The organism is Candidatus Colwellia aromaticivorans (assembly GCF_003333305.1).
GTDB classification, from domain to species: Bacteria; Pseudomonadota; Gammaproteobacteria; order Enterobacterales; family Alteromonadaceae; genus Colwellia; species Colwellia aromaticivorans.
Genome location: NZ_QOLD01000066.1, coordinates 22,409 through 47,188 on the forward strand (window position 1 = coordinate 22,409; position 24,780 = coordinate 47,188).

The following is a 24,780-nucleotide window of genomic DNA, read 5'->3' on the forward strand; positions in this document are numbered from 1 at the left end:
GCTGCGTTATTGATTTTGATAAGGGAATAGCCATTCTCTTCAATCAATGCCTTGCCTCTAAGCTTTTTAATTCTCGCTGAGTGGGAAAGAACTTAATTAACTTGGTATAATAAAAAAGGAGCCTTACGGCTCCTTTTTTGCTTTAAATCAAGTACAATCAAAAAATAGACAAAAATTTAAACGAATATTTTTTAAGGCGTTTTAGTGAAATTACTTTATAAACCATTAATGCTAGCTATTGTCTTTAGTATTGTTTTACTTACACAAGGCTGTGTATCACTGAATAAGGCTAATTCTGGTGCTAGTTCTGTAGCAATAAGCCAATTAGTTATTGCCGAGCCTTTGGCTATCAATTTTAAAAGCGAAATTGCTATAGCGCGTTTATCAGAGGTGATTAACCGTGTAAAAATTACGGATGAGCAAAAAGCACAACTTTATTATGATCGCGGTGTATTATTTGACAGTGTTGGTTTACGTTCGTTGGCGCGTCTTGATTTTTCTCATGCCTTACAGCTTGAACCGACATTAACAGATGCCTATAACTTTCTAGGTATACACTTAACGCAACTGAAAGAGTTTTCTCAAGCCTATGAGAAGTTTGATTCAGTTTTAGAATTATCGCCTGAACATGAATATGCCCACTTAAATCGAGGAATTGCACTTTATTACGGTGACCGACCTGAATTAGCCGCGCAAGATTTTATAAACTTTCATTATAAGCAAAGCGATGATCCTTATCGTTTATTATGGCTTTATTTAGCCGAATATGAAGTAGATTCTGTACTAGCAAAGAAAAATTTAAAACAAAGAGCGGAGCTTGTTGATGATCGCACTTGGGCTAAACAAGTTATTTATTTATTTTTAGGTAGTATTAGCCAAAAAGAATTTGTTAGTGAATTAACCATGAATATTAGCTCTAATAAAGCGCTAACCGATCGACTGTGTGAAGCTTATTTTTATTTAGGTAAATATAATCAAAGCCAGAACAACTTTGGTGCAGCGGCAAATTTCTTTAAATTATCATTAAGTACGAATGTTTATGAATTTGTTGAACATAGATATGCTAGATTAGAACTAGATCTAATGCGAACTAAAAAAGCGATTAGTATCAAACAACAAGATCCGTCATAGTTTCTTTTGGTATGATTAAAAAATGGCTAGTGACAATGAGTTTGTCGATTTTCCTGTTAACAGGATTATCAACAAGCTCATTTTTTTTAGCTAACTTTTTAACTAGTGTTATTGAAAAAAATGAACACACAATAACGCAGTTAAATTTCGCTATAGCACAAGAAAATGAAGCGGCTTTACTCTATGCATGGAAACAATCAAAACAAGGTAGTCAAAACTGGCAAATACTAGCTAAACAATTATCCAAAAATAATGGAGAAATTGCCTATTTATTAGCTGACTATTACTTGAATAAAGCCTACTTAGGTAAAAAGTTTTCTTCACAACCCGAACAAGCCATATTGTGGTATCAGCAAGCGATTAGACTAAATTATCCCAAGGCCTCTGTCGCACTAGCGCAGTTGTACTTTCAACGAGGTAATGTAGTTGCCGCACAAAATATTCTATCTGAATTGCAAGTGATGGAGTTCTCTCAATATCAAGGTGATGATGTTGCTATAACTGCAATAATACTCACGATAAAAATTGCTATTAGCATCGGAGATGTTGAGTTTGCTAAGTCATTGTTGATTAAATTTTCATCGTTGCTACAAGCTGATGAGATAGGCGCTTCATTACTTAGTGCTGTTGAAAAATATCAAGTATTCCCATCAATTGGCGGTACAAACCTTAAGCTTGATAATAACTCTGTAACTTGTCCCTATAGCATACAAATTTTCGCTACTAATTTATTGCACTTAGCCCAGGTTGAGCGACTAGTTATGCACTTTAAAGATCAGCCTTTAAATGATTTAGTGTGTTTTTCGCCTGTGCGCTATATACCTATGTCGACATTATCTTGTTCAACCGTACTACAAAGTGCAACGCTTTGTGATGAGACCAAACTTGATGAAGTCGCTGATTCAGTGGCTACACGTTATATTGGCATTATGTTACCTGAAGGCGGCGCTAATGTTCATTTTGGTATGCTGTATTTTGATGCACAAGACAGTATAGATGTTGTTGAGCATGAGATAAGTCATTTATTGGGATTTGTTGATGAATACCCATTAGTTAAGGGGCATGTCAAATGTCGAGCAAGTCAACAGCAGGTATTCGCACAAAACATTGCTGTATTGCAAAATGGTTATCAAGGAGAACGCAGCGTTGTTAGAGCAAAAATATTAAAGCAGCTAGCATGGGCAGAACAGATTAAAAAGAGTACCCCTATTTTACATGTCAAAGATGAAAGTTTACAAAACAATCAATACTGGCAATTAGGTACACCTGAGCAATTTGAACAGGAAGTTGGTTTATTTAGATCGCAAACTTGTGATAATAACTCTGCTAAACAACAAAGCACTTTTAATGCTTTTAAGCCATTATCGGCTCGAACTAAATTGCAATATGATGGGCTCAATTTCCCAAAGCAATATATAGCACTATTAAACAAAAAATCATCTCAGTTTTTAATGCCGAGTTTTCATTACAATATTGCTTTAGCTTATTATCAACAAAATAAGTTAAAACAGGCAAATTATTGGCTTGAGCAAGCGGCTAGCTGGGAGAATGATTATGGTAGACGCAAAAAGGTAAGGCAAGGGAGTTTTTAATATCACCATTCGTCAGTTGCCATTTCCATGATTTTTTGCTTATATGAATGGTGAATAATTATCGAAGGATTCATACTGAAAATTTTGTATAAGCTACTTATGAATTTTCAGATGAATGTGAATAGGTTATTTTTAATTACCTAAAAAATAATTAACGTGTACTGAATAAAGTAGCCATTATTTAGTAGTGATTAGTGCTATTTCGAGTGGCACAGATTTATCTGCTAACATCGATTCAGCTTTATTGGAATCTTTAGCTGATTTATCCTCAGCCTCATCATAGACGGGTAATGTAACTTCAATCCCTGGCTTTATCTTAGCCGTTGGCCACATGGTGTAATTTTCTATATATTTAGCAGATTCAGATGCTTTTAATAAGTTATTGTTAGCCCGTACACTTTTTTTATTAGGTTTATTATTATTTTTACTAAACCATGAATATAGTGCCATAATACCTCCTGTATAATCCCTTTATGCCTTAATTATAGTGCATCAGGGAATAATTACCTATGAATAACTATGATAGTATAGGGTATAATCACTATCTAATTATTTAGTTTGTTGTTTTTATAATATAAATTTCTAAATGAAAAAATTTAAACCTGCACTATTTCGTCAACAGTTTCCTTTAGTTGTTAACTATGAAGGGAATACTTTATCTATTAATAATAGCCTATCTCAAATCGAGTCTTCTTCACCATTAGTTTATTTCGATAATGGCGCAACGACACAAAAACCAAATTGCGTTATTGATAGTTACCACTCTTTTTATCAAACGGCGAATGCTAACGTTCATCGCTCATCTCATGCATTAAGTGCAAAAGCGACAACGGCTTTTGAGCATGCAAGAAAGCGTGTTAAAACTTTTATTAATGCTAAAAGTTATAAAGAAATAATATGGACAAAAGGAACAACGGAAAGTATTAATTTAATTGCGATGAGCTTTGGCCGGAAAATATTGAAACAAGGGGATGAAGTGATTTTAGCGTTAAGTGAACATCACGCTAATATTGTTCCTTGGCAATTAATAGCAGAGCAAACAGGCGCGGTTATAAAAATTGCAGAGCTTGATGTTATGGGGCGCGTAGATCTTCCTGCTTTTGAGCGACTGCTAAATAGTAAAACTAAAGTGTTTTGTTGCGCTCATCTATCTAATGTTATTGGAAAAATAAACCCTATAAGTGAGCTGATTCAAATGGCAAAGTCAGTGGGGGCAATTACTGTTATTGATGGTGCCCAAGCGGTGGTACATTTTCCGATAGACGTACAATCAATTGATTGCGACTTTTATGTTTTTTCAGCGCATAAAATGTACGGTCCTACAGGGGTAGGGGTGCTTTATGGTAAACAAGCATTACTCGAAACTATGCCTCCTTACCAAGGGGGAGGAGAGATGATTAAACAGGTTAGTTTTAATTCGCCTACGACGTTTAACTCTTTACCATTTAAGTTTGAAGCGGGTACACCAAACATTGCTGGTGTAATTGCTTTTGGCAAAGCGATTGAATTTATCAGTGCATATAACGCTAAACAAATACGTGAGTATGAAAAGCAACTAACGATTCATTGTTACCAAGCCTTGCAAAACCTGTCAGTTTCTTCAAAAAAAATAGTGACATTTACTGTACAGGGACTTCCTGACATTCCCGTAATTTGTTTTACCTTAAGTGGTCACCATAATCATGATATTGCTACGGCTCTTGATAGCTATGGTATTGCCATTCGAAGTGGTCATCATTGCGCAATGCCATTAATGGAATATTTGAATATTTCAGGTTGCTTAAGAGTATCATTAGCAGCCTATAACACTTTTGAGGAAATTAATTATTTTATCAATTGTTTAAAGAAAATATTAGCGCAAGAAAGCGATAGTTCATTGGCATGTGCTAATAATAATGGCAAGAACGAAAAAAATGAACAAGCGAGTTCACTGGTTATTACGCAGTTTGCCGCGGTTAAAAGTTGGGATGCTCGTCATCGGCAAATAATGCTACTGGGAAAGCAATTAAACCGTTTAGATAAAAGCGCTCGCAATGAACAAACGTTGATCAGTGGTTGTGAAAGTTTAGCTTGGTTAGTTACGCAAAAAAACAGGCATAATATTTTTCATTTTCAAGCAGATAGTGATGCCAAAATTATTAGAGGCTTATTGTTCATTGTACTTGCTGCTTTTAATGATAAAACAGCAGAACAAATTCAAGCTTTTGATATTGAAAGCTACTTTAACACTTTGGGCTTAATACAGCATTTAAGTCCATCGCGGGGAAATGGTATTTTAGCAATCGTAGATAAAATTAAGGGAATGGCGCAATAGCTTTTAGTCTTGTGCTATTAATTTTGTGCTACGAGTATGAAAAGCATAAATGCTGTTCACCATTAGCTATTTCTGACGTTTCAATAATTTATCAATTGCTCTACCAACAGCAAAAAAAGCAAAAGTGGCTGTCACGTGCGTAGTCGCGCCAAAACCGCTACTACAATCCAAGCGCATAGTACTGTTATTTCCATCACTGGTATCAGGTTTAGCTAAACAGACTTCGCCCAAATCATTTGGGTATCGTAATTGCTCAGTTGAAAATACGGCATCAATAGAAAATTTTCTTTTACTTGCTTTGGCTATATCGGCACGGGGAAAGTTAAATTCGCGCCTTAATTGATTCTTCACTTTTGCTAACAGTGGATCTTGGTAAGTTTTACTTAAATCACTAATGGATATTTTTGAAGGATCAACCTGACCACCAGCACCACCGATAGTAATTATTGGCATTTTGTTACGTTTACAATGCGCAATTAAGCGTGTTTTAATATCCACAGAGTCAATTGCATCAATCACATAATCATAATGCACCGCCATTAATTCAGTTAAGTTCTCAGTGGTGACAAAATCCTCTATTGTATTCACTCGGCAATCAGGGTTAATTTGCTTTATACGTTCGCTCATTACCTCTACTTTACTTGCACCTATAGTGTTGGTTAAAGCATGAATTTGACGGTTAACATTAGTAACACAAATATCATCTAGATCTATTAACGTTATCTGTCCAACACCATTTCTAGCTAATGCTTCGGCTGCCCATGAACCCACGCCACCGATACCAATGACACAAAAGTGAGCTTGCTGTAATATTGTTGCGCCATCTGTGCCATAAAGGCGAGCTATACCGCCGAATCTTAAAGAATAATCTGTCATGTTAATCATTGTTGAATAAAAATCAACAGTATTATACCTAGTTAAAGTAAGCCAATAAATACTCTTTTAGCTATAAACTCAAACAGTTTTTATATAAACATTATTTAAATAGAGGCATTTAATTCTAGCTGAATCATGAATTTTAAGTGGAACGGGTATATATATTCACCTGATGTGTCTTTAAAGCACAGAAAAATAATAAAGGTAAACGATTTTAGCTGCTTATATTGATTGAAGAGGATGGTTGTTCAGGAGAATGTGCTCCTGCATTCTCTAGTAAGCTACATCCATGTAGCGCCATTGTCAAAATCAATAACGCCGTATGTTAGCCTTTTAAACTCGCCCTGTGGGAGCTTGCTCGTTGCCCACTAACATCGTTAAATTTATTTGATTTAGAATGACTAAACCAAAATAAACTTGCCTTGTTATTGAACATCGAGCATAGCTCTGAGTTGGGAAGAAATTTAATCAAATTGGTATAAAAGATGAGTTAGCAGAAACTGATTACATAATTTGGTCAGTAGGGAATGAATATGTAGCTATTTTAGACAGCTTTTTAAATGCTTTACCCAGTTAACTTTGAGTTTTTATCGAAAAAACTTCTAAACAGGTTTTTACGTAATATGGCTATAGTTTGTATTTTTTTTGTGAATAATAGTTATTGGTGTAATAAATAAAACGTATAGTGATTTATACGGTTAAAAGGGAAGGGTTGTTCAATAAATGTACTGTTTTATTTGTTCAGATACAAAAATATTGAGCCTTAATTTAAATAAGTCGCATAAAAAAGGTAGCAATTGCTACCTTTTTTATGGAATCGTTATTTAGAAATTAATTTCAATAACGTTAATTTTATATATTTATCTATCAGATAAAGGGGCAAATGTTCGGTTTAATTCGCCAGTATATTTTTGACGAGGACGACCAATTTTTTGTCCTTCTTGAGTTAGCATTTCATCCCAATGAGAAATCCAACCAACCGTTCTTGATAGAGCAAAAATCACGGTGAACATACTTGATGGAATACCAATAGCTTTTAAAATGATACCTGAGTAGAAATCTACATTAGGGTAAAGTTTTTTCTCTACAAAATACTGATCTTCTAAAGCAACTTTTTCTAATGCCATTGCTACGTCAAGTAGTGGATCTTGAATACCAAGTTCTTTAAGAACACTATGACACGTTTCACGCATTACCGTGGCACGTGGATCGAAGTTCTTATAAACACGATGGCCAAAGCCCATTAGGCGGAATGAGTCATCTTTATCTTTTGCTCTTAGTACAAATTCATCAACACGGTCTAGCGTACCAATTTCTTCAAGCATTTCTAAACAAGCTTCGTTGGCACCACCATGTGCAGGGCCCCATAAAGAAGCAATACCCGCAGCAATACAAGCATAAGGATTAGCACCTGAAGAGCCTGCTAGGCGTACTGTTGAGGTAGAAGCATTTTGCTCATGATCTGCATGAAGAGTGAAAATTTTATCCATTGCACTAGCAACAGTCGGGTTAACTTTATATTCTTCTGTAGGTACAGAAAACATCATATGTAAGAAGTTTTCAGCATATGAAAGATCATTGCGTGGAAAAACAAAAGGTTGTCCTACGCTATACTTATATGCCATCGCTGCAATAGTTGGCATTTTAGCAATTAAACGGTGAGCTGTACGTTTACGTTGAGCAGGATCATCACAGTCTAAATCACTGTGGTAGAAAGACGATAATGCACCTGTAACACCACATAGCATTGCCATTGGGTGAGCATCAGGTAAAAAACCGTGGAAGAAATGAACTAACTTCTCATGAACCATCGTATGATTAGTTATAATACCTTTAAATTCATCATATTGAGCTTTTGACGGTGCATTGCCATTAAGTAAAAGGTAGCAAACCTCTAAATAATCGGCATTATTTGCTAAGTCAGCTATGGCATAGCCACGGTGTTGTAATATACCTTTACCACCATCAATAAAGGTGATTGCTGACTCACAAGAAGCCGTAGCCAAATAGCCTGGGTCGTACGTGAAGTAGCCATGGCTACCTAAGGTTCTAATATCAATTACATCGGTACCCGCAGTACCTTTTAGAACAGGAAGTTCGGTAACTTCTTTACCGTCAATGCTTAGAGAGGCTCTAGAATCAGCCATATGTTTTATCCCCTATCAATTTTAATTTTCAATTATTTTCAGACAAACTGACTCACTTAGTACTTACTTATACATCAAGAAAATAAGTACTATTCAAAAAAGAATGAAAAATAGGTCAGTTTCAAATGTCGCTTGGGTAAATCAAACTGCCGACAGTCTACCTTAATTTTAAAATAAAATGTAATAGCTGTTAGTCTAAAGTTTGATGAGAATCTACAAATGAACCAAAAAATCGATAAAGATTATTTGTTTTCGAGAAGGGAAATTGAATTTAATCACTATCAGCTATATAATCTAGCCGTTCTGTAATTGCTTTTCATTACATTAGTAATATAAATAAGAAAAAAGACAACAAATTTCTTATTTTTAGAGAATGATTTAATCTTTAAAATTATTCTCTTATACCAAAGTCTTAATAGAATTACTTAGCTAAGTTCGCTATTATTATTCGACTTCGGTGAACTGAGAAATAGCTAAGGCGCTATTTTTTAATAAAAGGCAGTTACCGTACATTTCGGGAATTACTTATTTAGCAATCTCTTTAGTATTTATCTAATTTTTGTTACGTATAAAATCTAGATAAGTATTAAATTCTAAAAAGGTAGTTCATGAGTAACAATAATAAAAGTTGAAGGCTTTCGAGCTCTTTAGGCAACAATTGTGAAAAAACAACGTCCTGTAAACCTAGATTTAACTACAATTAAGATGCACCCGGCAGCTAATGCTTCAATTCTTCACCGTGTTTCTGGTGTGATTATGGTATTTGCTATTGGCATCTTATTATTGACCCTTTCAACCTCTCTTTCTTCTGCGGAAGGATTTGCCCAAATTCAAGGTTACCTTGATGGCTTTTTCTTTACGTTTATTATTTTTGGCTGTCTTTCTGCATTGACTTACCATGTATTAGCGGGTGTTCGTCACTTGTTTATGGATTTAGGTTATTTTGAAGAGTTAGACTCGGGTAATGCTAGTGCCAAAGCAATTATGGCTATTTGGTTAGTACTATCTGTAATAATAGGAGTTTGGTTATGGTAAGCGTCGTCGCATCAGTAGGCCGTAACGGCGTACATGATTTTATTCTTTTAAGAGCTAGTGCAATTATTCTTGTGCTATACACCTTGATTCTTGCTGGATTTTTCATGGTAACATCGAATGTTACTTATGATGTATGGCAAGGTTTCTTTGCTTGTATGAGCGTAAAAGTTGCCACCTTGTTAGCGCTAATTGCATTACTTGTGCATGCTAAAATTGGTGTTTGGCAAGTATTGTCAGATTACATAAAACCAGCATTTTTACGCGGTTCATTGCAATTTTTCTTTTCAGTTCTGTTATTAGCCTATTTAGTATTTGGCTTTTCAATTGTGTGGGGTGTGTAAGTGAGCGTTCCAATTCGTGAATTTGACGCCATCGTTATTGGCGCAGGCGGCGCGGGCATGCGCGCGGCATTAGCAATTTCTGAATCAGGCAAATCTTGTGCCTTGATTTCTAAAGTATTTCCAACTCGTTCTCATACTGTATCTGCTCAAGGTGGTATTACCGTTGCATTAGGTAATGCCCATGAAGATCATTGGGAACAACATATGTACGATACCGTTAAAGGCTCTGATTATATCGGTGACCAAGATGCTATCGAATACATGTGTAAAACTGGCCCAGAGTCAGTAATTGAATTAGAGAAAATGGGTTTACCTTTTTCTCGCACGGAAGAAGGCAAAATATATCAACGCCCATTCGGTGGACAATCTAAAAATTTTGGTGGTGAACAAGCCGCTCGTACAGCAGCAGCAGCTGACCGTACAGGACATGCTTTACTTCATTGTCTCTACCAACAAAATGTTAAAAACAAAACTAACGTCTATTCAGAATGGTACGCGTTAGATTTAGTTAAAAATGATGATGGTACTGTTGTTGGTACAACGGCTATATGTATTGAAACAGGCGAAATCGTTTATTTTAAAGCGCGCGCAACTGTTTTAGCCACTGGTGGTGCAGGGCGTATCTTTGCCTCAACTACCAATGCTCATATCAATACCGGTGATGGTGTTGGTATGTCACTTCGTGCTGGCATTCAAATGCAAGACATGGAAATGTGGCAGTTCCACCCAACCGGTATTGCTGGTGCAGGTGTGCTTGTTACTGAAGGTTGTCGTGGAGAAGGTGGTTACCTTCTTAACAAAGATGGTGAACGCTTCATGGAACGTTACGCACCAAATGCTAAAGATTTAGCTGGTCGTGATGTTGTTGCTCGCTCAATGATGACAGAGATTCGTGAAGGTCGTGGTTGTGACGGTCCTTGGGGTCCTCATATTAAACTTAAGCTTGATCACTTAGGTCGCGAAACCTTATATAAACGCTTACCAGGTGTTTGTGATTTATCGAAAACTTTCGCACATATTGATCCCGCTGACGAACCAATTCCAGTTATACCTACCTGTCACTACCAAATGGGTGGTGTACCTTGTAATGTTAATGGTCAAGCCCTTAATATTGGCAGCGATGGTAAAGAAACGATTGTTGAAGGTTTATTTGCTGTAGGTGAAATTGCTTGTGTATCTGTGCATGGTGCTAACCGCTTAGGTGGTAACTCATTACTTGATTTAGTGGTATTTGGTCGTGCAGCAGGTAACTTCTTAGGAACTTACTTAAACGATACTCAAACAGCTAAAGATGCCTCTGAATCTGATTTAGAAGCCTCACTTGCACGTACTAATCGTTGGGAATCTTCAACGAAGGGCGAAGATCCAGTACAAATTCGTAAAGACTTACAACAGTGTATGCAAATGAACTTCTCGGTATTCCGTGAAGGTAAAGCAATGGCTGAAGGTATGACCGAGTTAACTGAAATTCGTGAACGTCTTAAAGATGCTAAGTTAGACGATAAGTCATCTGAATTTAATACTCAACGTATTGAATGTTTAGAATTAGATAACTTAATGGAAACTGCATTTTGTTCAGCTAAAGCAGCTAACTTCCGTACTGAATCTCGTGGCGCACACGCAAGACAAGATTTCACTGAACGTGATGATGTGAATTGGTTATGCCATTCAGTCTACACGCCAGAAACGGAAGAAATGACTAAGCGTGACGTTAATATGCAACCTGTTCACCGCGAAGCTTTCCCTCCGAAAGCACGTGTTTACTAAGGAGAAATACGATGAAACAGAATTTTTCGATTTACCGCTATAATCCTGATGTAGACGCTAAACCTTACATGAAAGATTATGAGCTAGAAATTCCAGATGGCTCAGACTTAATGGTACTTGATGCGCTTATTCTTTTAAAAGAAAATGACCCAAGCCTATCGTTCCGTCGTTCATGTCGTGAAGGTGTTTGTGGCAGTGATGGCTTGAACATGAATGGTAAAAATGGTTTGGCTTGTATCACACCATTATCAGAGTTAAAAGCGGATACGATAGTACTTCGCCCTTTACCTGGTTTACCGGTTGTGCGTGATTTGATTATTGATATGACTCAGTTTTATCAACAATATGAAAAAATCAAACCATACTTGATCAACGATGCACAGCAGCCTGCGCGTGAAAATATACAAACGATTGAAGAACGTGACAAGTTAGACGGTCTTTATGAGTGTATTTTATGTGCTTGTTGTTCAACGTCTTGTCCGTCTTTCTGGTGGAACCCTGATAAATTTATCGGGCCTGCAGGTTTACTTCACGCATATCGTTTCTTAATCGATAGCCGTGATACTGCAACAGAAGAGCGTTTAGACGGTTTGCAAGATGCTTACAGCGTATTCCGTTGTCATGGCATTATGAACTGTGTTGATGTTTGTCCTAAAGGATTAAACCCAACAAAGGCCATTGGCCACATTAAATCTATGTTATTAAGCCGAGCAGTTTAACTGTTTGAAATAATAGTAAAGTGGAAATGCCTAGGCTAAGTGTCTGGGTATTTCCAAAATAAAATATCAGCGTACTTTTCTAAACAAGCACGCTGATATTTTATTAAAAAGTGTAAATACAGGGTAATTATTATATCACAGTAAGTTTGTTTAACTTTATGGGAAAGCACTGAGTTGATGTTAGTCAATGAGTACTTTTAACGTAGAAGTTGTGCAATTTGACACAGTGAAAATGATTATATTATTTTAGTTGCTTTACCCCAGCAAAGGATACAAGGCAATGTCAGAAGGTGTAATGAAGGCTTGGCTAGAGTCTTCCCACTTAAACGGTGGTAACATCGTTTATATTGAAGAATTGTACGAATCTTATCTAGATAATTCAGCCTCTGTATCTGCAGAATGGCAAGAGATCTTTTCAGAACTTCCTAAAGTTGAAGGTAGTGAGGTGGAATATCGCCACAGCGCTATTAGAGATGAATTTAAAGCTTTAGCTAAAGAACAACACAAACAGGTTGTTACTAGTGGTGGTGACGCCAAACAAGTTAAAGTTTTACAGCTTATCAATGCTTTTAGGGTCCGCGGTCATCAAAATGCTAATTTAGATCCATTAGGTTTATGGCAACGAGATAAAGTTCGTGATTTACAACTATCCCATCATGATTTATCTGAAAACGACTTCGACAAAGAATACAATGTCGGTTCGTTGGATGTAGGTCAAGATTCGATGAAGTTAGGTGAGTTATATAAAACACTGAAGAAAACTTATTGTAGTTCTCTTGGTGCCGAGTATATGCATATCACTTCAACGGATGAAAAACGTTGGTTACAAAATCGCATAGAGTCTATTCAGTCACAATTAAGTTTATCTGTTGATGAAAAAACTGAAATACTTAAAGGCTTAATTGCTGCTGATGGTTTAGAGAAATACCTAGGAGCTAAATTTCCTGGTGCAAAACGCTTTTCATTAGAAGGCGGGGATGCATTAGTTCCTATGCTTAAAGAGCTAATAACTCGCGCTGGTTCCAAAGGCACTAAAGAAGTCGTTATGGGCATGGCTCATCGTGGCCGTTTAAATGTTTTAGTCAATGTAATGGGTAAAAACTCATCAAAATTATTTGATGAATTTGCCGGTAAACATGATGAAATATCTAGCTCTGGAGATGTTAAATACCATCAAGGTTATTCCTCAGATTTTGTTACGCCTGGCGGTAACGTTCATTTAGCCTTGGCATTTAACCCTTCGCATTTAGAAATCGTAAATCCGGTTGTAATCGGCTCAGTACGAGCGCGTTTAGACAGACGTAATGGCAACCAAGGTGATCTAGTACTACCTATTACCATTCATGGCGATTCAGCAATTGCTGGTCAAGGTGTGGTACAAGAAACGTTCAATATGTCACAAGCACGTGCTTTTAAAGTAGGTGGGACAGTGCGTATTGTGATTAATAACCAAGTGGGTTTTACTACGTCTAAATCAGAAGATACTCGTAGTGGTGAATATTGTACTGAAATAGCTAAAATGGTACAGGCACCTATTTTACATGTAAATGGTGATGATCCAGAAGCAGTTATTTTAGCTACACAAATTGCGCTTGATTATCGCAATGAGTTTAAACGTGATGTAGTCATTGATTTAGTTTGTTATCGCCGTCATGGACATAATGAAGCTGATGAACCAAGTGCTACACAGCCATTAATGTACAAAATAGTTAAAAAACATTCAACACCACGTCAATTATATGCAGATAAATTAATTGCAGAAGGTAGCTTGAATAAAGCTAAAATTGACGAGCTCACTTCTTATTATCGTAAATTGCTCGATGAAGGTCAGTGTACCGTTGACCAATGGCGTCCTATGACTGAACATTCTGTTGATTGGACTCCTTATATTGGTCATGATTGGGACGATGAGTACGATAAAGAAATCAGTATTGATAAGCTAAAAGAGTTAGCGACTAAAGTATCAACGTACCCTGAAAGTCATCCAGTACATGCGCGTGTTAAGAAGATCTATGATGATCGACTTAAAATGGCTTCAGGTGAGAAGTTACTTGATTGGGGTATGGCTGAAAATCTAGCTTATGCTTCAATTGTTGACCGTGGCGATCGTGTACGTATTACCGGTCAAGATTCTGGTCGTGGTACTTTCTTCCATCGTCATGCGGTATTACATAACCAAGAAGACGGCAGCACCTATTTACCATTGAAAAACATCTCAGAAGGGCAAGGTCCTTTTGATGTGCATGACTCGGTATTATCAGAAGTATCAGTATTAGCTTTTGAATATGGTTACACCACGGCAGAGCCGGCTGGTTTAACTATTTGGGAAGCGCAATTTGGTGATTTTGCTAACTGTGCACAAGTGGTTTTTGATCAATTCATTAGCTCTGGTGAGCAAAAGTGGGGGCGTTTATGTGGCCTTACTATGTTGTTACCACATGGTTATGAAGGACAAGGTCCTGAACATTCATCAGGTCGTTTAGAACGCTTCTTGCAACTTTGTGCAGATCACAATATGCAAGTGTGTGTGCCATCAACACCAGCGCAAGTATTTAACATGCTGCGTCGTCAAGTGGTACGTCCTATGCGTCGTCCATTAGTTGTTATGTCACCTAAATCATTATTACGCCACCCATTAGCGGTTTCTTCATTAGAAGAGCTATCTACAGGTGTTTTCCATAATGTTATTGGTGAGATAGATGAGTTAGATCATAGCGCTGTTGAACGTGTAGTATTTTGTAGTGGTAAGGTTTATTACGAATTACTTGATCAACGTCGTAAAAATGAACTTAATAATATTGCCATTATTCGTATTGAGCAGTTATACCCATTTCCAGATAAAGAACTTCAAGATGCAATTAAAGAGTATCAACATGTGAAGCAATTTGTTTGGTGTCAGGAAGAGCCACAAAACCAAGGTGCTTGGTATTGTTCTCAGCATCATTTTAGAAATGCTATCCCTGAAGGTACTTATTTGACATATGCAGGCCGAAACGCCTCAGCGGCACCTGCTGTTGGTTATATGTCAGTTCATGTAAAAGAACAACAAGCGCTTGTCACTCAAGCGTTAACGTTAGATTAACTATTGAGTTCACCGGCTTCTTATTACCCTTTTTATCAAGGCTAGTAAGAAGCGAAGTGCAAATGTTTGTAAGGAATAAAATAAAATGACAACAGAAATCAAAGTTCCGGTATTACCTGAATCAGTTGCTGATGCAACTGTAGCTACTTGGCATGTACAAGTAGGTGAAAAATTCAGCCGTGATCAAGTATTAGTAGATATTGAAACTGATAAAGTAGTTTTAGAAGTACCAGCAACTTCGGACGGTGTTTTAACCGACATCAGTCAAATTGAAGGCGCTACTGTATTAGGTGATCAAGTAATTGGTACTTTCTCTGCCGGTGATGCTACTTCAGCCGTGCCACAAGAAGCTGCTGCTCCTACTGCTAGTAATAGCGGTGGTGCAGTTAAAGTTATCGATATTATCGTACCCGTGTTACCAGAGTCAGTTGCCGATGCAACCGTTGCTTCTTGGCATGTAGCTGAAGGCGATAGTGTATCAGTTGACCAAAATTTAGTTGATATCGAAACTGATAAAGTAGTACTAGAAGTTGTCGCACAAGACAACGGCGTGATTGGCAAAATTATTCACGTTGAAGGTGATACTGTTTTAGGCTCACAAAAAATTGGTGAACTCAATGCTGGCGCATCTGCCAATACTACTGCTACAGCAACACCTGATGAAGCGTTAAGCTCTGATGAACTTGCTAGCCCGTCAGTTCGTCGCTTGATGACTGAAAAAGGTTTATCTGCAAGTGATGTTAAAGGCTCAGGTAAAGGTGGTCGTATTTCTAAGGAAGATGTTGAAGCGGCTATCGCTTCAAAATCAGCACCTGCAGCACCAGCGAAAGCTGCTACTCCAGCTGTGCAAGACTTAGGTGAGCGTACACAAAAACGTGTACCTATGACTCGTTTACGTAAAACGATTGCAACGCGTTTATTAGAAGCGAAAAATTCAACGGCAATGTTAACAACTTTTAATGAAGTTAATATGAAACCGATTATGGATCTTCGTAAGCAATATAAAGATATCTTTGAGAAAACTCATGATACCCGTTTAGGTTTCATGTCTTTCTACGTTAAAGCAGTTACTGAAGCGTTAAAACGCTACCCTGCTGTAAATGCCTCAATTGATGGTGATGATATTGTTTATCATAACTTCTTTGATATCTCTATTGCTGTTTCTACGCCACGTGGCTTAGTAACACCGGTTTTACGCGATTCTGATCAATTAAGCATGGCAGGTATCGAAAACGGTATCCGTGACTTAGCGATTAAAGGTCGTGACGGTAAGCTTTCAATGGCTGATATGACTGGCGGTAACTTTACTATTACCAACGGTGGTGTATTCGGTTCACTATTATCAACACCAATTATTAATTTACCTCAAGCAGCTATTTTAGGAATGCATAAGATACAAGACCGCCCTATGGCAGTTGACGGTAAAGTAGAAATTTTACCAATGATGTATTTAGCACTTTCTTATGATCATCGCTTAATTGACGGCAAAGAATCCGTTGGTTTCTTAGTGACCATTAAAGAATTATTAGAAGATCCAACTCGCCTTCTTTTAGATGTTTAACATGTTTGTTAAATTATTTTAAAAGTAGACTATAGTATTAGCTCTTTTGACTACCGTCACTAGAGCTTTTATACTATAATCAAGCGACTTTTCATCGGCATCCTACTTAAGTACTGGTGTTTAATCACACTAAGTATTTAGAGTATTTGTCTTCATTCACAGATAAATGGAAATACACCATGAATTTGCATGAGTATCAAGCGAAACAATTATTCGCTGAATATGGTTTACCAGTTTCTGAAGGTTTCGCTTGCGATACACCTCAAGAAGCTGCAGAAGCGGCTGACAAAATCGGCGGCGACATGTGGGTTGTTAAAACTCAAGTACACGCAGGCGGACGTGGTAAAGCTGGCGGTGTTAAGCTAGTTAAAACCAAAGAAGAAATCAAAGAATTCGCTCAACACTGGTTAGGTAAGAACTTAGTTACTTATCAAACAGACGCAAATGGTCAACCAGTAGCTAAAATTTTAGTTGAAAGCTGTACTGACATCGCTAACGAGTTATATCTTGGTGCTGTTGTTGACAGAGCTTCACAAAAAATCGTTTTTATGGCGTCTACTGAAGGCGGTGTTGACATTGAGAAGATTGCTGAAGAGACTCCTGAATTAATTCACCAAGCTGAGATTGACCCACTAGTTGGCGCTCAACCTTACCAAGCACGTGAATTAGGTTTTAAACTTGATTTAAACCCTACTCAAATGAAGCAATTTGTTAAGATCTTTATGGGTCTTGCTAAAATGTTTGAAGATTGCGATTTCGCCTTATTAGAAATCAACCCGTTAGTTATTACTGACGAAGGTAATCTTCACTGTTTAGACGGAAAAATTGGTATTGATGGTAATGCTTTATACCGTCAACCTAAAATGCGCGCTTTCCATGATCCATCTCAAGAAGATGAACGTGAAGCACATGCAGCACAATGGGAGCTTAACTATGTAGCTCTTGATGGAACTGTTGGTTGTATGGTTAACGGTGCAGGCCTAGCAATGGGTACTATGGATATCGTTAATTTACACGGCGGCAAGCCAGCTAACTTCCTTGATGTTGGCGGCGGCGCAAACAAAGAACGTGTTTCAGAAGCATTCAAAATCATCCTTTCTGACGAAAACGTTAAAGCTGTTTTAGTTAACATCTTTGGTGGCATCGTTCGTTGTGACATGATTGCTGAAGGTATTATTGGCGCGGTTAAAGAAGTAGGCGTTAAAGTACCAGTTGTAGTACGTTTAGAAGGTACTAATGCTGATTTAGGTCGTGAAGTTCTTAAAAACTCTGGCTTAGACATCATTGCTGCTGAATCATTAAGTGATGCAGCAACAAAAGTTGTAGCAGCTGCGGAGGGCAAATAATGTCTGTATTAATTAATAAAGATACTAAAGTTATCTGTCAAGGTTTCACTGGTGGTCAAGGTACTTTCCACTCAGAGCAAGCTATTGATTACGGTACACAAATGGTTGGCGGCGTAAGCCCAGGTAAAGGCGGTCAAACGCACCTTGGTTTACCAGTATTCAACACAGTACGTGATGCAGTAGAAGCAACTGGCGCAACAGCAACAGTTATCTACGTTCCAGCTCCGTTCTGTAAAGATGCTATTTTAGAAGCTATTGATGCAGGCATCACGCTTATCGTTACTATTACTGAAGGTATTCCAACTTTAGATATGGTTGACGTTAAAGCTAAGCTTACTCAAACTGGCGTTCGTATGATCGGTCCTAACTGTCCAGGTGTTATTACTCCTGGCGAAACTAAGATTGGTATCATGCCTGGTCACATTCATTTACCAGGTAAAGTTGGTATTGTTTCACGTTCTGGTACGCTTACGTACGAAGCCGTAAAACAAACAACTGATGCTGGTTTCGGCCAATCTACTTGTGTAGGTATTGGTGGCGACCCTATCCCTGGTACTAACTTCATCGACGTATTGGAAATGTTCCAAAACGATCCACAAACTGAAGCAATCGTAATGATTGGTGAAATTGGTGGTACTGCTGAAGAAGAAGCTGCGGAATATATCAAAGCTAACGTTACTAAACCTGTAGTATCTTACATTGCTGGTGTTACTGCACCAGAAGGTAAGCGTATGGGTCACGCTGGCGCGATTATCGCCGGTGGTAAAGGTACAGCTGATGAGAAATTTGCAGCACTAGAAGCGGCCGGTGTTAAAACTGTTCGTTCTTTAGCTGAAATTGGCTCTGCACTTAAAGAGAAAACAGGTTGGTAATCAGCTTTTGATTGCAAACTGAATTCTTATTAAAAACCCGCTATCTAGCGGGTTTTTTTATATTAAACATTTTCTAGAGCTTTTTAATCTGCGGGTTAAATCCGCCAAACTGCTGTGGAACTTGTTGATATTGTTGTCTTGCATTTTCTTCTTCTTTAATTATGGTATCAAGCCTTTGTTCATTCTCTAATAAACACTCTAGACCACTATTTGTAATTGTGAAGCCATAAGCAGTATTCCCGTTATAGTCTTCAGTGATCATTCTACTTACATATCCAATTCGGGTTAACTTTATCAAGGATATTTGAAGTTGGGCTTCTGAGAATGGTAGACCTTTTTGTTCTATATCCCAAAAAAACATGCCGTCTACAGTTGTCGTATGAGTAGAAAGTAGCTCAGATAGTAACCGAAGAGAATTGTCATTTATCGAATATTCGCTTTTAGCTATTTTAGGCGTCATGACTTTATCTATTGCGGCACTCTTATTAAATCGTCCCTGATGACTCATTTGAGTAGTTATCTTTATACAAGCGGCATTCACAGCACAATCTAAGTTTGTATCACTTCTTTCTGAATCAAAATCTAACGTATTAATTCCCGCTAAATCTGAAGCGATGTATAGTTCTTTATTTCTTGGTTTGAGTATGAAGCAACGTTCCTTTCCAAGCGAGCCAATGAATAGGCCTAATTCAAAAAGAACATTATCTCTTACTGTTTGATGATTATTTCCTCGGATATTAGTTACGTCATCAGGAGAGAAAACAAATAGAGCAAAATCAACATTAGTAGCTTTAGCCATTAAAGAACTCAGTGCATCGCTGCCTGCCTTATCAAAAACATTTGGCCAGACAGAAACTTCAGCAGTATGATCTAACGCTACATTACATGCGTTTGCTATATTTAAGCTATCGCTTGAAGATCCTATAAAAATTCTAGGTTTATTAGTCATTTTTAATTTTACTCATTGTTTAAGCTTTCCTATATATATTTTACAACTTATTGTTATCAATTACATAATTAAAAGTCGCGGTGGCGACGACACCCAAAGAGAGACTGCCTCCGGCCTCCCTTTGGAATCCCTCGGAGCTGCTAATCAAGTGTCACCCTCCATGAAAAGCAATATCTTCGACGTAACAGCGCTGAACGGGCATCCATGCCCTACATCGCTTTGTTCATCATCCATGATGAACATACGTGAATATTGCTTTTCATTCCGGCACTTGATTCAAGCAGACTTGGTATTTGTGGATAGGGGAGGTGTTTACTTCCGTCATTACCGAAGTTTCTGATCGGGAATTCAGTTTATTTAAAGCTGGATCCTCGATTAAGACACCACGAGGATGACAGGTGTTAATTTACCTAACTACGCCAAACACTCCAATTCCCATCTCAGCAATGAAATGACCAACTAGCAATGGCAAACCTCGACCCGAGACAGGACGTCGAGGGCTGCCGTTGTTCAGGGATGATAAATCGGCAGGTTTCGTGGTTTGTGCTAGTTGGTTATTGAATGTTCTGCTGAGTTGGGGCTCCGTGGGGTTCCAAGGGGACGCCGGAGGCAGTGTCCCTTTGGGTGCTGTCGTCACCACGACACCAAGCAGAAGGTCAAACTCCAAGCATTTGCTGTTGAATATATTACAGTGAACGCAAGGACGTCGAGGGCTGCCGTTGTTCAGGGATGATAAATCGGCAGGGTTCGTGGCTTGCGCTAGTTGGTTATTGAATGTTCTGCTGAGTTGGGGCTCCGAGGGTTTCCAAAGGGAGGCCGGAGGCAGTCTCCCTTTGGGTGCTGTCGCCACCGCGACGCAAAGCCGAAAATCACACTGCAAGCGCATGTTGTTGTATTCCGAAACTAACCAATAACATGCTTGACGGTACGTTGCCCCTTGTATATATCAGGAGGTCAGATCTATTGATTTGACATAAACGAGGTTAGAGTCAGTTAATATATATTGTCGCGGTGGCGACGACACCCAAAGGGGGCTTAACGCCGAGCCCCCTTTGGAATCCCCCGACGCTGCGATCCAAACGTGATCTTGCATTCACTCAAGTGTTTTCGACGTAACAGCGTTGAACGGGCATCCATGCCCTACATCGCTTTGACTGGCATCCATGCCAGTAATACGTGATCACTTTCGTTCATTCCAGCGTTTGGAGACGCAGACTTAGAGTGTGTTGATCGAGTGGGGAAACTAAGTGCTTTTTAGTTTGTTATTATTAAAAAACCATTCTGTTAATACTTAACATATAACCGTACCAAATACTCCAATTCCCATCTCAGTGAATGAATCACCATTTTGTAAAGTGTCAGTCAAGCTGAGCCATGGATGGCGAAGACTGCCGCTTTTCATGGACGAATATCGGCAGGTATTGACTGTAAACTCAAAAGGGTTATTCATGTTTTCACTGAGTGGGCGCCGCAGGGGTTCCAAGGGGAGGCGCGGCGGTACGTCGCCCCTTGGGTGCTGTCGCCACCGCGACGCCAAACAGGAAATCAAACTCCAAAAGTTTGCTGTTGAATAAACTGCAGTGAACGCAAGTACGTCGCCCATTGGGTGTCGTCGCCACCGCGACACCAAGCAGAGAATCTGATCCCTAGTGTGAGTTGATAAAAATAAAATCACAACAATCATATTACTGTCATCTTTTAGTAAAAAAATTGTCACATAAATTATTTACATTAAAGTGAACCATTGATGAGAGAAATGATTATGCAAAACAACGACTGGCAAGATTTCGACTTTAAAGAATTTGAAGAAGAAAGTGAAAAAAATAAAAGTAAAAAGCAAAACAAGCGTAAATGGCGTGAAATAGAAAAGTTTAAAGACAGCCAAAGAGAGAGAAAAGTCATGGATGTTAATGATCATTATTACTCAATGTAACCGAATTTAAAGGGCGTTAGGAGGATATGCATTGGTTGAAAAAAAGTGTTTTTTACCCATTTTTTATAATTTACAGGAGCGTAATAATGAAAAACCTATTTAAGAGCATTCCCTTAGTTTTAGTTTTTTGTATGAGTGTTACCTCAGTCTTATCAATATTATCTGAACTTCCTTCAAGTGATCCCATTCCTTTTGCTAACTATGATCGAGATGGTAACGGCTTGATCAGTAGGCAAGAGTTTATTCAGGTGAAAAATGAGCGTATTGCAGCAATAGTAGCTCAAGGTCTTTCTATGAGTGATATTGGTAATTCACTGTCGTTTGTTGCAATAGATGAAGATCGAAACGGACAGTTGTCGGAGAACGAATTAGTCTCGGGTCAACAAACACAAATACAAAATCGCCGTGGTACTCGAGGCGGACCTTCTAATGTGGGACAGGCTCGTGGAAAGGGAGCTAATATGGGAAAATATAGCAATATGGCTAATTTCTCTGAATTTGACATGAATGGTGATGTTGTCATTTTAGCGGAAGAGTTTTATGAGGCTAAGGCAGAAAAAATAACTGAGCGTGTTTAGTAGGGCTACCCAATGCGAAATATTGTTAATCCTTCACCTTCGCCGACATATAGCCAAGCCAACTCAATATGCAGGATCCAGAAACGTCTTTAGGCACAGGTTCATAGTTCCAGACTGAACCTAAGTACCTACATCCATGCACGCAAGGCATTGATTGAAGAGAATGGTTACTCCCTTGTGAAATCAATAACGTCGCTTAAACTTTTCTAAACCAGCCCTGTGGGGATGTTTAAGCAAAACATGCCCATCGTTACATCTGTTTTTAAGGACGCTACATGGATGGTGTTATTAGAGAATGCAGGAGCACATTCTCCTGAATTACCATTAATAAAAAAATGCGCCTTGATAATGATTCGCTCAGGCGTCCTTAAACTCGCATCTTGAAGTGGTTTGGGTATAGATATAAATGGTGATGCAGATGTATCTTCAAAGGAGTTTGCTGAACATCAAATAAATCACCGACAAAAAATGATTAAAAATAAAGTTTGATTAAAGAGGGAGTAATACCAATTTCGAACAAAATTTAACCACGAAAGATCAACAGACCCAACTTTTTTAATAAATAATTACTTTATAATAAGGCTGAATATCCTAGTTGAATACTCAGCCTAAAAATTACTACTGGTTAAGATATCTTTTCAATAGCCGTTTCAAAGTCATCACACATCTGTGATAAAGATACATCGTTGTCTGCTAAGATATTCTTGCCATCAACTACCTTAATTTTTGCGTTAAGATCTGCCATGGGAGTTCCTGGTCTCTGTAGTAGGTGTTCCATTTTAATAATCTCTTGAGCCCAAGCTTCATCAACCGATAAATTACAGATATCAGCCAAATATTTTGCATTAAAACTTTCTCCTGTTAAAGATCTGATACTGTCATCATGGCTGATACTATTACCAGGATTCCAATAATGTTTGCTTAATAGTGGCCCTATTTTTGGATTGTCAGATAAATAACCAAACTTATCAATAAAGTAGGCGCGGGTTTGATATACCGCCATGTTGGCCAATAAATAACCTTGATATGAACAGGCTGATTCATCTGATAATAAATGAGGTATTGCTAATAGTGGCCGCGGGCTGCAAGCTAATCCCAATATTTTTTGCTCAGTTTTTCGGGCAAGTTGGGTGATTTTTTCAGCGATTAAGTCTTCATCGCTCATTTCATAGAGTGCCCGTTCAAAATAAGGAACTACCAAAATACTGCGCTCTCCATAGGCAAAGAACGGTTGTTTTGTTTCAATAAGGGCCTTAATTACTTTATTGGGAACGGCTTGACCGTCTTTGTCTTTAGCATATTTTTTCAGCCAATCGGCATCGCCTAATAAACTGTCACAGAACATCGATTGTGTTTCGGCATATGCCATTGAGCTAGGAGCAAACTCTTGAGAAAAACAAGGGGCGTTTTGAGTGACATTAGAAAAATGTGCAGCATGACCGCCTTCATGAAATAAGGTATTTATACCACTATAACCACTGCCTACCTGACTCGGTAGGGCGTTACTGGTAAAGTTAACTTTGGCAGGAACCCATTTCCCATTGTCGCTATATGATGGAATAGGACCGTGGCAAAAGCCATTTTGATACTTGCCTTTTCTATCAAGTAAATCAAGCGTTAGCTCAGCGCCAGCATAATCTATATTCAATCTACCAAAAGACTCTACCCAGGCTCTTAGCGATCGAGAAAATGGCATGTAGGGATCTAGGGCACGGGTTGCATCTCCAGCAAAACTAAAATAGAAATTATGCGCTTTTATGGCATCTGCTCCTTTGTCAGTTTCTAATTTTTTAATGCTTTTGATATTTGTTTCTCGTGTTTGCTTTTCAAAGTCATCTAATATGGTAAATAATTCAGTTGTGGTCATGTGCTCAGTTTTTACAACGGAATAATCAAAAAAATTTTCATAGCCTAAGGCTCTTGCAAACTGATTACGCAATTTAACTAAGGCAATAAAACCGTTATTGAGTACCCATTGTTCTAGATCAAGAAATGCTTGGTGTGAACTTGCTCTTACTTTTTCATTATCACTCGCTCTCAGGTTAGCTGCCAGAGCAGGTGAACTGGCTTCAATTTTAACGCCATTTTCATCAATGAAGGTCATTAAATGATTTTTCTTTTTCTCGAATAAGATAGCTTCTGCGTTTATTAATTCAGCTTTTAGTTTTTGCTCTACCTCAGACTCCAATGCATTTGACTCAAATAATGCTAGCCAACCTTTTAAACCATGTTGAACACCCAAACTCTCAGCTTGATTATTGCCTGACAATTCATTTAAATAAGTCTTTATTTCGCCTATACGAGATGCGTTTGAAATGAAATCAGTCCAACGTTTTTCTGAGGCGGTAAAATTATCAGTTTGGTCGCTAGTCGCCATATAAGTTGACCAGAAAAGATCTTCTTTTTCACGATGCACAGCTAAATATTCACTGTTTAATAAATCAAAATATTGTTTTGCAGTTTGCATTAATTATCCTTTTAAATCATTATACTGTGTTGAACAAAGCGTGGGCTGTTATTATTTTTATGCTATTTAG

18 protein-coding genes are annotated in these 24,780 nt (G+C 38.1%); 13 read left to right on the forward strand and 5 right to left on the reverse strand.

Features of this window, described 5'->3' with window-relative positions; translation table 11 throughout:
• The first annotated feature begins 204 nt into the window (after positions 1–204).
• Positions 205–1,131: a lipoprotein NlpI gene (gene nlpI / locus DWA31_RS10050; protein ID WP_245942579.1), complete on the forward strand. Its 927-nt coding sequence runs from the start codon at positions 205–207 to the stop codon at positions 1,129–1,131.
• Positions 1,132–1,166: 35 nt separating this feature from the next.
• Positions 1,167–2,723, forward strand: a complete 1,557-nt coding sequence (locus DWA31_RS10055) for a tetratricopeptide repeat protein (protein WP_114326457.1) — start codon at positions 1,167–1,169, stop codon at positions 2,721–2,723.
• A 177-nt stretch (positions 2,724–2,900) separates the two neighbouring features.
• On the opposite strand, the gene DWA31_RS10060 is transcribed toward DWA31_RS10055, so the two are convergent.
• Positions 2,901–3,173, reverse strand: a complete 273-nt coding sequence (locus tag DWA31_RS10060) for a hypothetical protein (protein WP_114326458.1) — start codon at positions 3,171–3,173, stop codon at positions 2,901–2,903.
• A gap of 136 nt (positions 3,174–3,309) precedes the next feature.
• Between DWA31_RS10060 and DWA31_RS10065 the strand changes: the two genes are divergently transcribed.
• Entirely contained in the window at positions 3,310–5,037 is a 1,728-nt protein-coding gene (locus tag DWA31_RS10065; protein WP_114326459.1) for a SufS family cysteine desulfurase, read from the forward strand.
• A 66-nt stretch (positions 5,038–5,103) separates the two neighbouring features.
• Here the strand turns inward: DWA31_RS10065 and tcdA are convergent, their stop codons facing one another.
• The gene (tcdA, locus tag DWA31_RS10070) at positions 5,104–5,913 is read right to left on the reverse strand and encodes a tRNA cyclic N6-threonylcarbamoyladenosine(37) synthase TcdA (RefSeq protein WP_114326514.1); all 810 of its coding nucleotides are present in this window, start codon (positions 5,911–5,913) and stop codon (positions 5,104–5,106) included.
• An 860-nt stretch (positions 5,914–6,773) separates the two neighbouring features.
• Positions 6,774–8,060, reverse strand: coding sequence for a citrate synthase (locus DWA31_RS10075; RefSeq protein ID WP_114326460.1), 1,287 nt, complete (start codon positions 8,058–8,060; stop codon positions 6,774–6,776).
• Between the two features lie 660 nt (positions 8,061–8,720).
• Here DWA31_RS10075 and sdhC point away from each other — a divergent pair.
• The 8 genes from sdhC (at position 8,721) to sucD (ending at position 18,783) form a co-directional block, all read left to right on the forward strand.
• Positions 8,721–9,095 (forward strand): succinate dehydrogenase, cytochrome b556 subunit, encoded by a 375-nt coding sequence (gene sdhC, locus DWA31_RS10080; protein WP_114326461.1) that lies wholly within the window; start codon positions 8,721–8,723, stop codon positions 9,093–9,095.
• Positions 9,089–9,436, forward strand: coding sequence for a succinate dehydrogenase, hydrophobic membrane anchor protein (gene sdhD, locus DWA31_RS10085; RefSeq protein ID WP_114326462.1), 348 nt, complete (start codon positions 9,089–9,091; stop codon positions 9,434–9,436). Before sdhC ends, sdhD begins: the two co-directional genes overlap by 7 nt.
• Complete coding sequence (sdhA, locus tag DWA31_RS10090; RefSeq protein ID WP_114326463.1) at positions 9,437–11,203, forward strand: succinate dehydrogenase flavoprotein subunit; 1,767 nt, start codon at positions 9,437–9,439, stop codon at positions 11,201–11,203.
• A gap of 11 nt (positions 11,204–11,214) precedes the next feature.
• Complete coding sequence (locus DWA31_RS10095) at positions 11,215–11,922, forward strand: succinate dehydrogenase iron-sulfur subunit (protein ID WP_114326464.1); 708 nt, start codon at positions 11,215–11,217, stop codon at positions 11,920–11,922.
• Positions 11,923–12,202: 280 nt separating this feature from the next.
• Positions 12,203–15,004 carry a 2-oxoglutarate dehydrogenase E1 component gene (gene sucA, locus DWA31_RS10100; RefSeq protein ID WP_114326465.1) on the forward strand — a complete coding sequence of 934 codons (2,802 nt, stop codon included), beginning with the start codon at positions 12,203–12,205 and terminating at the stop codon, positions 15,002–15,004.
• Between the two features lie 85 nt (positions 15,005–15,089).
• Complete coding sequence (gene odhB, locus DWA31_RS10105; protein ID WP_114326466.1) at positions 15,090–16,565, forward strand: 2-oxoglutarate dehydrogenase complex dihydrolipoyllysine-residue succinyltransferase; 1,476 nt, start codon at positions 15,090–15,092, stop codon at positions 16,563–16,565.
• Positions 16,566–16,744: 179 nt separating this feature from the next.
• Positions 16,745–17,911, forward strand: coding sequence for an ADP-forming succinate--CoA ligase subunit beta (gene sucC / locus DWA31_RS10110; RefSeq protein ID WP_114326467.1), 1,167 nt, complete (start codon positions 16,745–16,747; stop codon positions 17,909–17,911).
• Positions 17,911–18,783, forward strand: coding sequence for a succinate--CoA ligase subunit alpha (gene sucD / locus DWA31_RS10115; RefSeq protein ID WP_114326468.1), 873 nt, complete (start codon positions 17,911–17,913; stop codon positions 18,781–18,783). The genes sucC and sucD overlap by 1 nt, the downstream gene beginning before the upstream one ends.
• Positions 18,784–18,856: 73 nt before the next feature.
• On the opposite strand, the gene DWA31_RS10120 is transcribed toward sucD, so the two are convergent.
• Complete coding sequence (locus DWA31_RS10120; RefSeq protein WP_114326469.1) at positions 18,857–19,732, reverse strand: TIR domain-containing protein; 876 nt, start codon at positions 19,730–19,732, stop codon at positions 18,857–18,859.
• Between the two features lie 1,762 nt (positions 19,733–21,494).
• Here DWA31_RS10120 and DWA31_RS10130 point away from each other — a divergent pair.
• Positions 21,495–21,665 carry a DUF3545 family protein gene (locus DWA31_RS10130; protein ID WP_168427327.1) on the forward strand — a complete coding sequence of 57 codons (171 nt, stop codon included), beginning with the start codon at positions 21,495–21,497 and terminating at the stop codon, positions 21,663–21,665.
• An 86-nt stretch (positions 21,666–21,751) separates the two neighbouring features.
• Entirely contained in the window at positions 21,752–22,243 is a 492-nt protein-coding gene (locus DWA31_RS10135; protein ID WP_168427328.1) for an EF-hand domain-containing protein, read from the forward strand.
• Between the two features lie 625 nt (positions 22,244–22,868).
• On the opposite strand, the gene DWA31_RS10140 is transcribed toward DWA31_RS10135, so the two are convergent.
• On the reverse strand, positions 22,869–24,710 hold the full coding sequence (locus tag DWA31_RS10140) for a M3 family metallopeptidase (protein WP_114326473.1): 1,842 nt from the start codon (positions 24,708–24,710) through the stop codon (positions 22,869–22,871).
• Positions 24,711–24,780 lie beyond the last annotated feature (70 nt).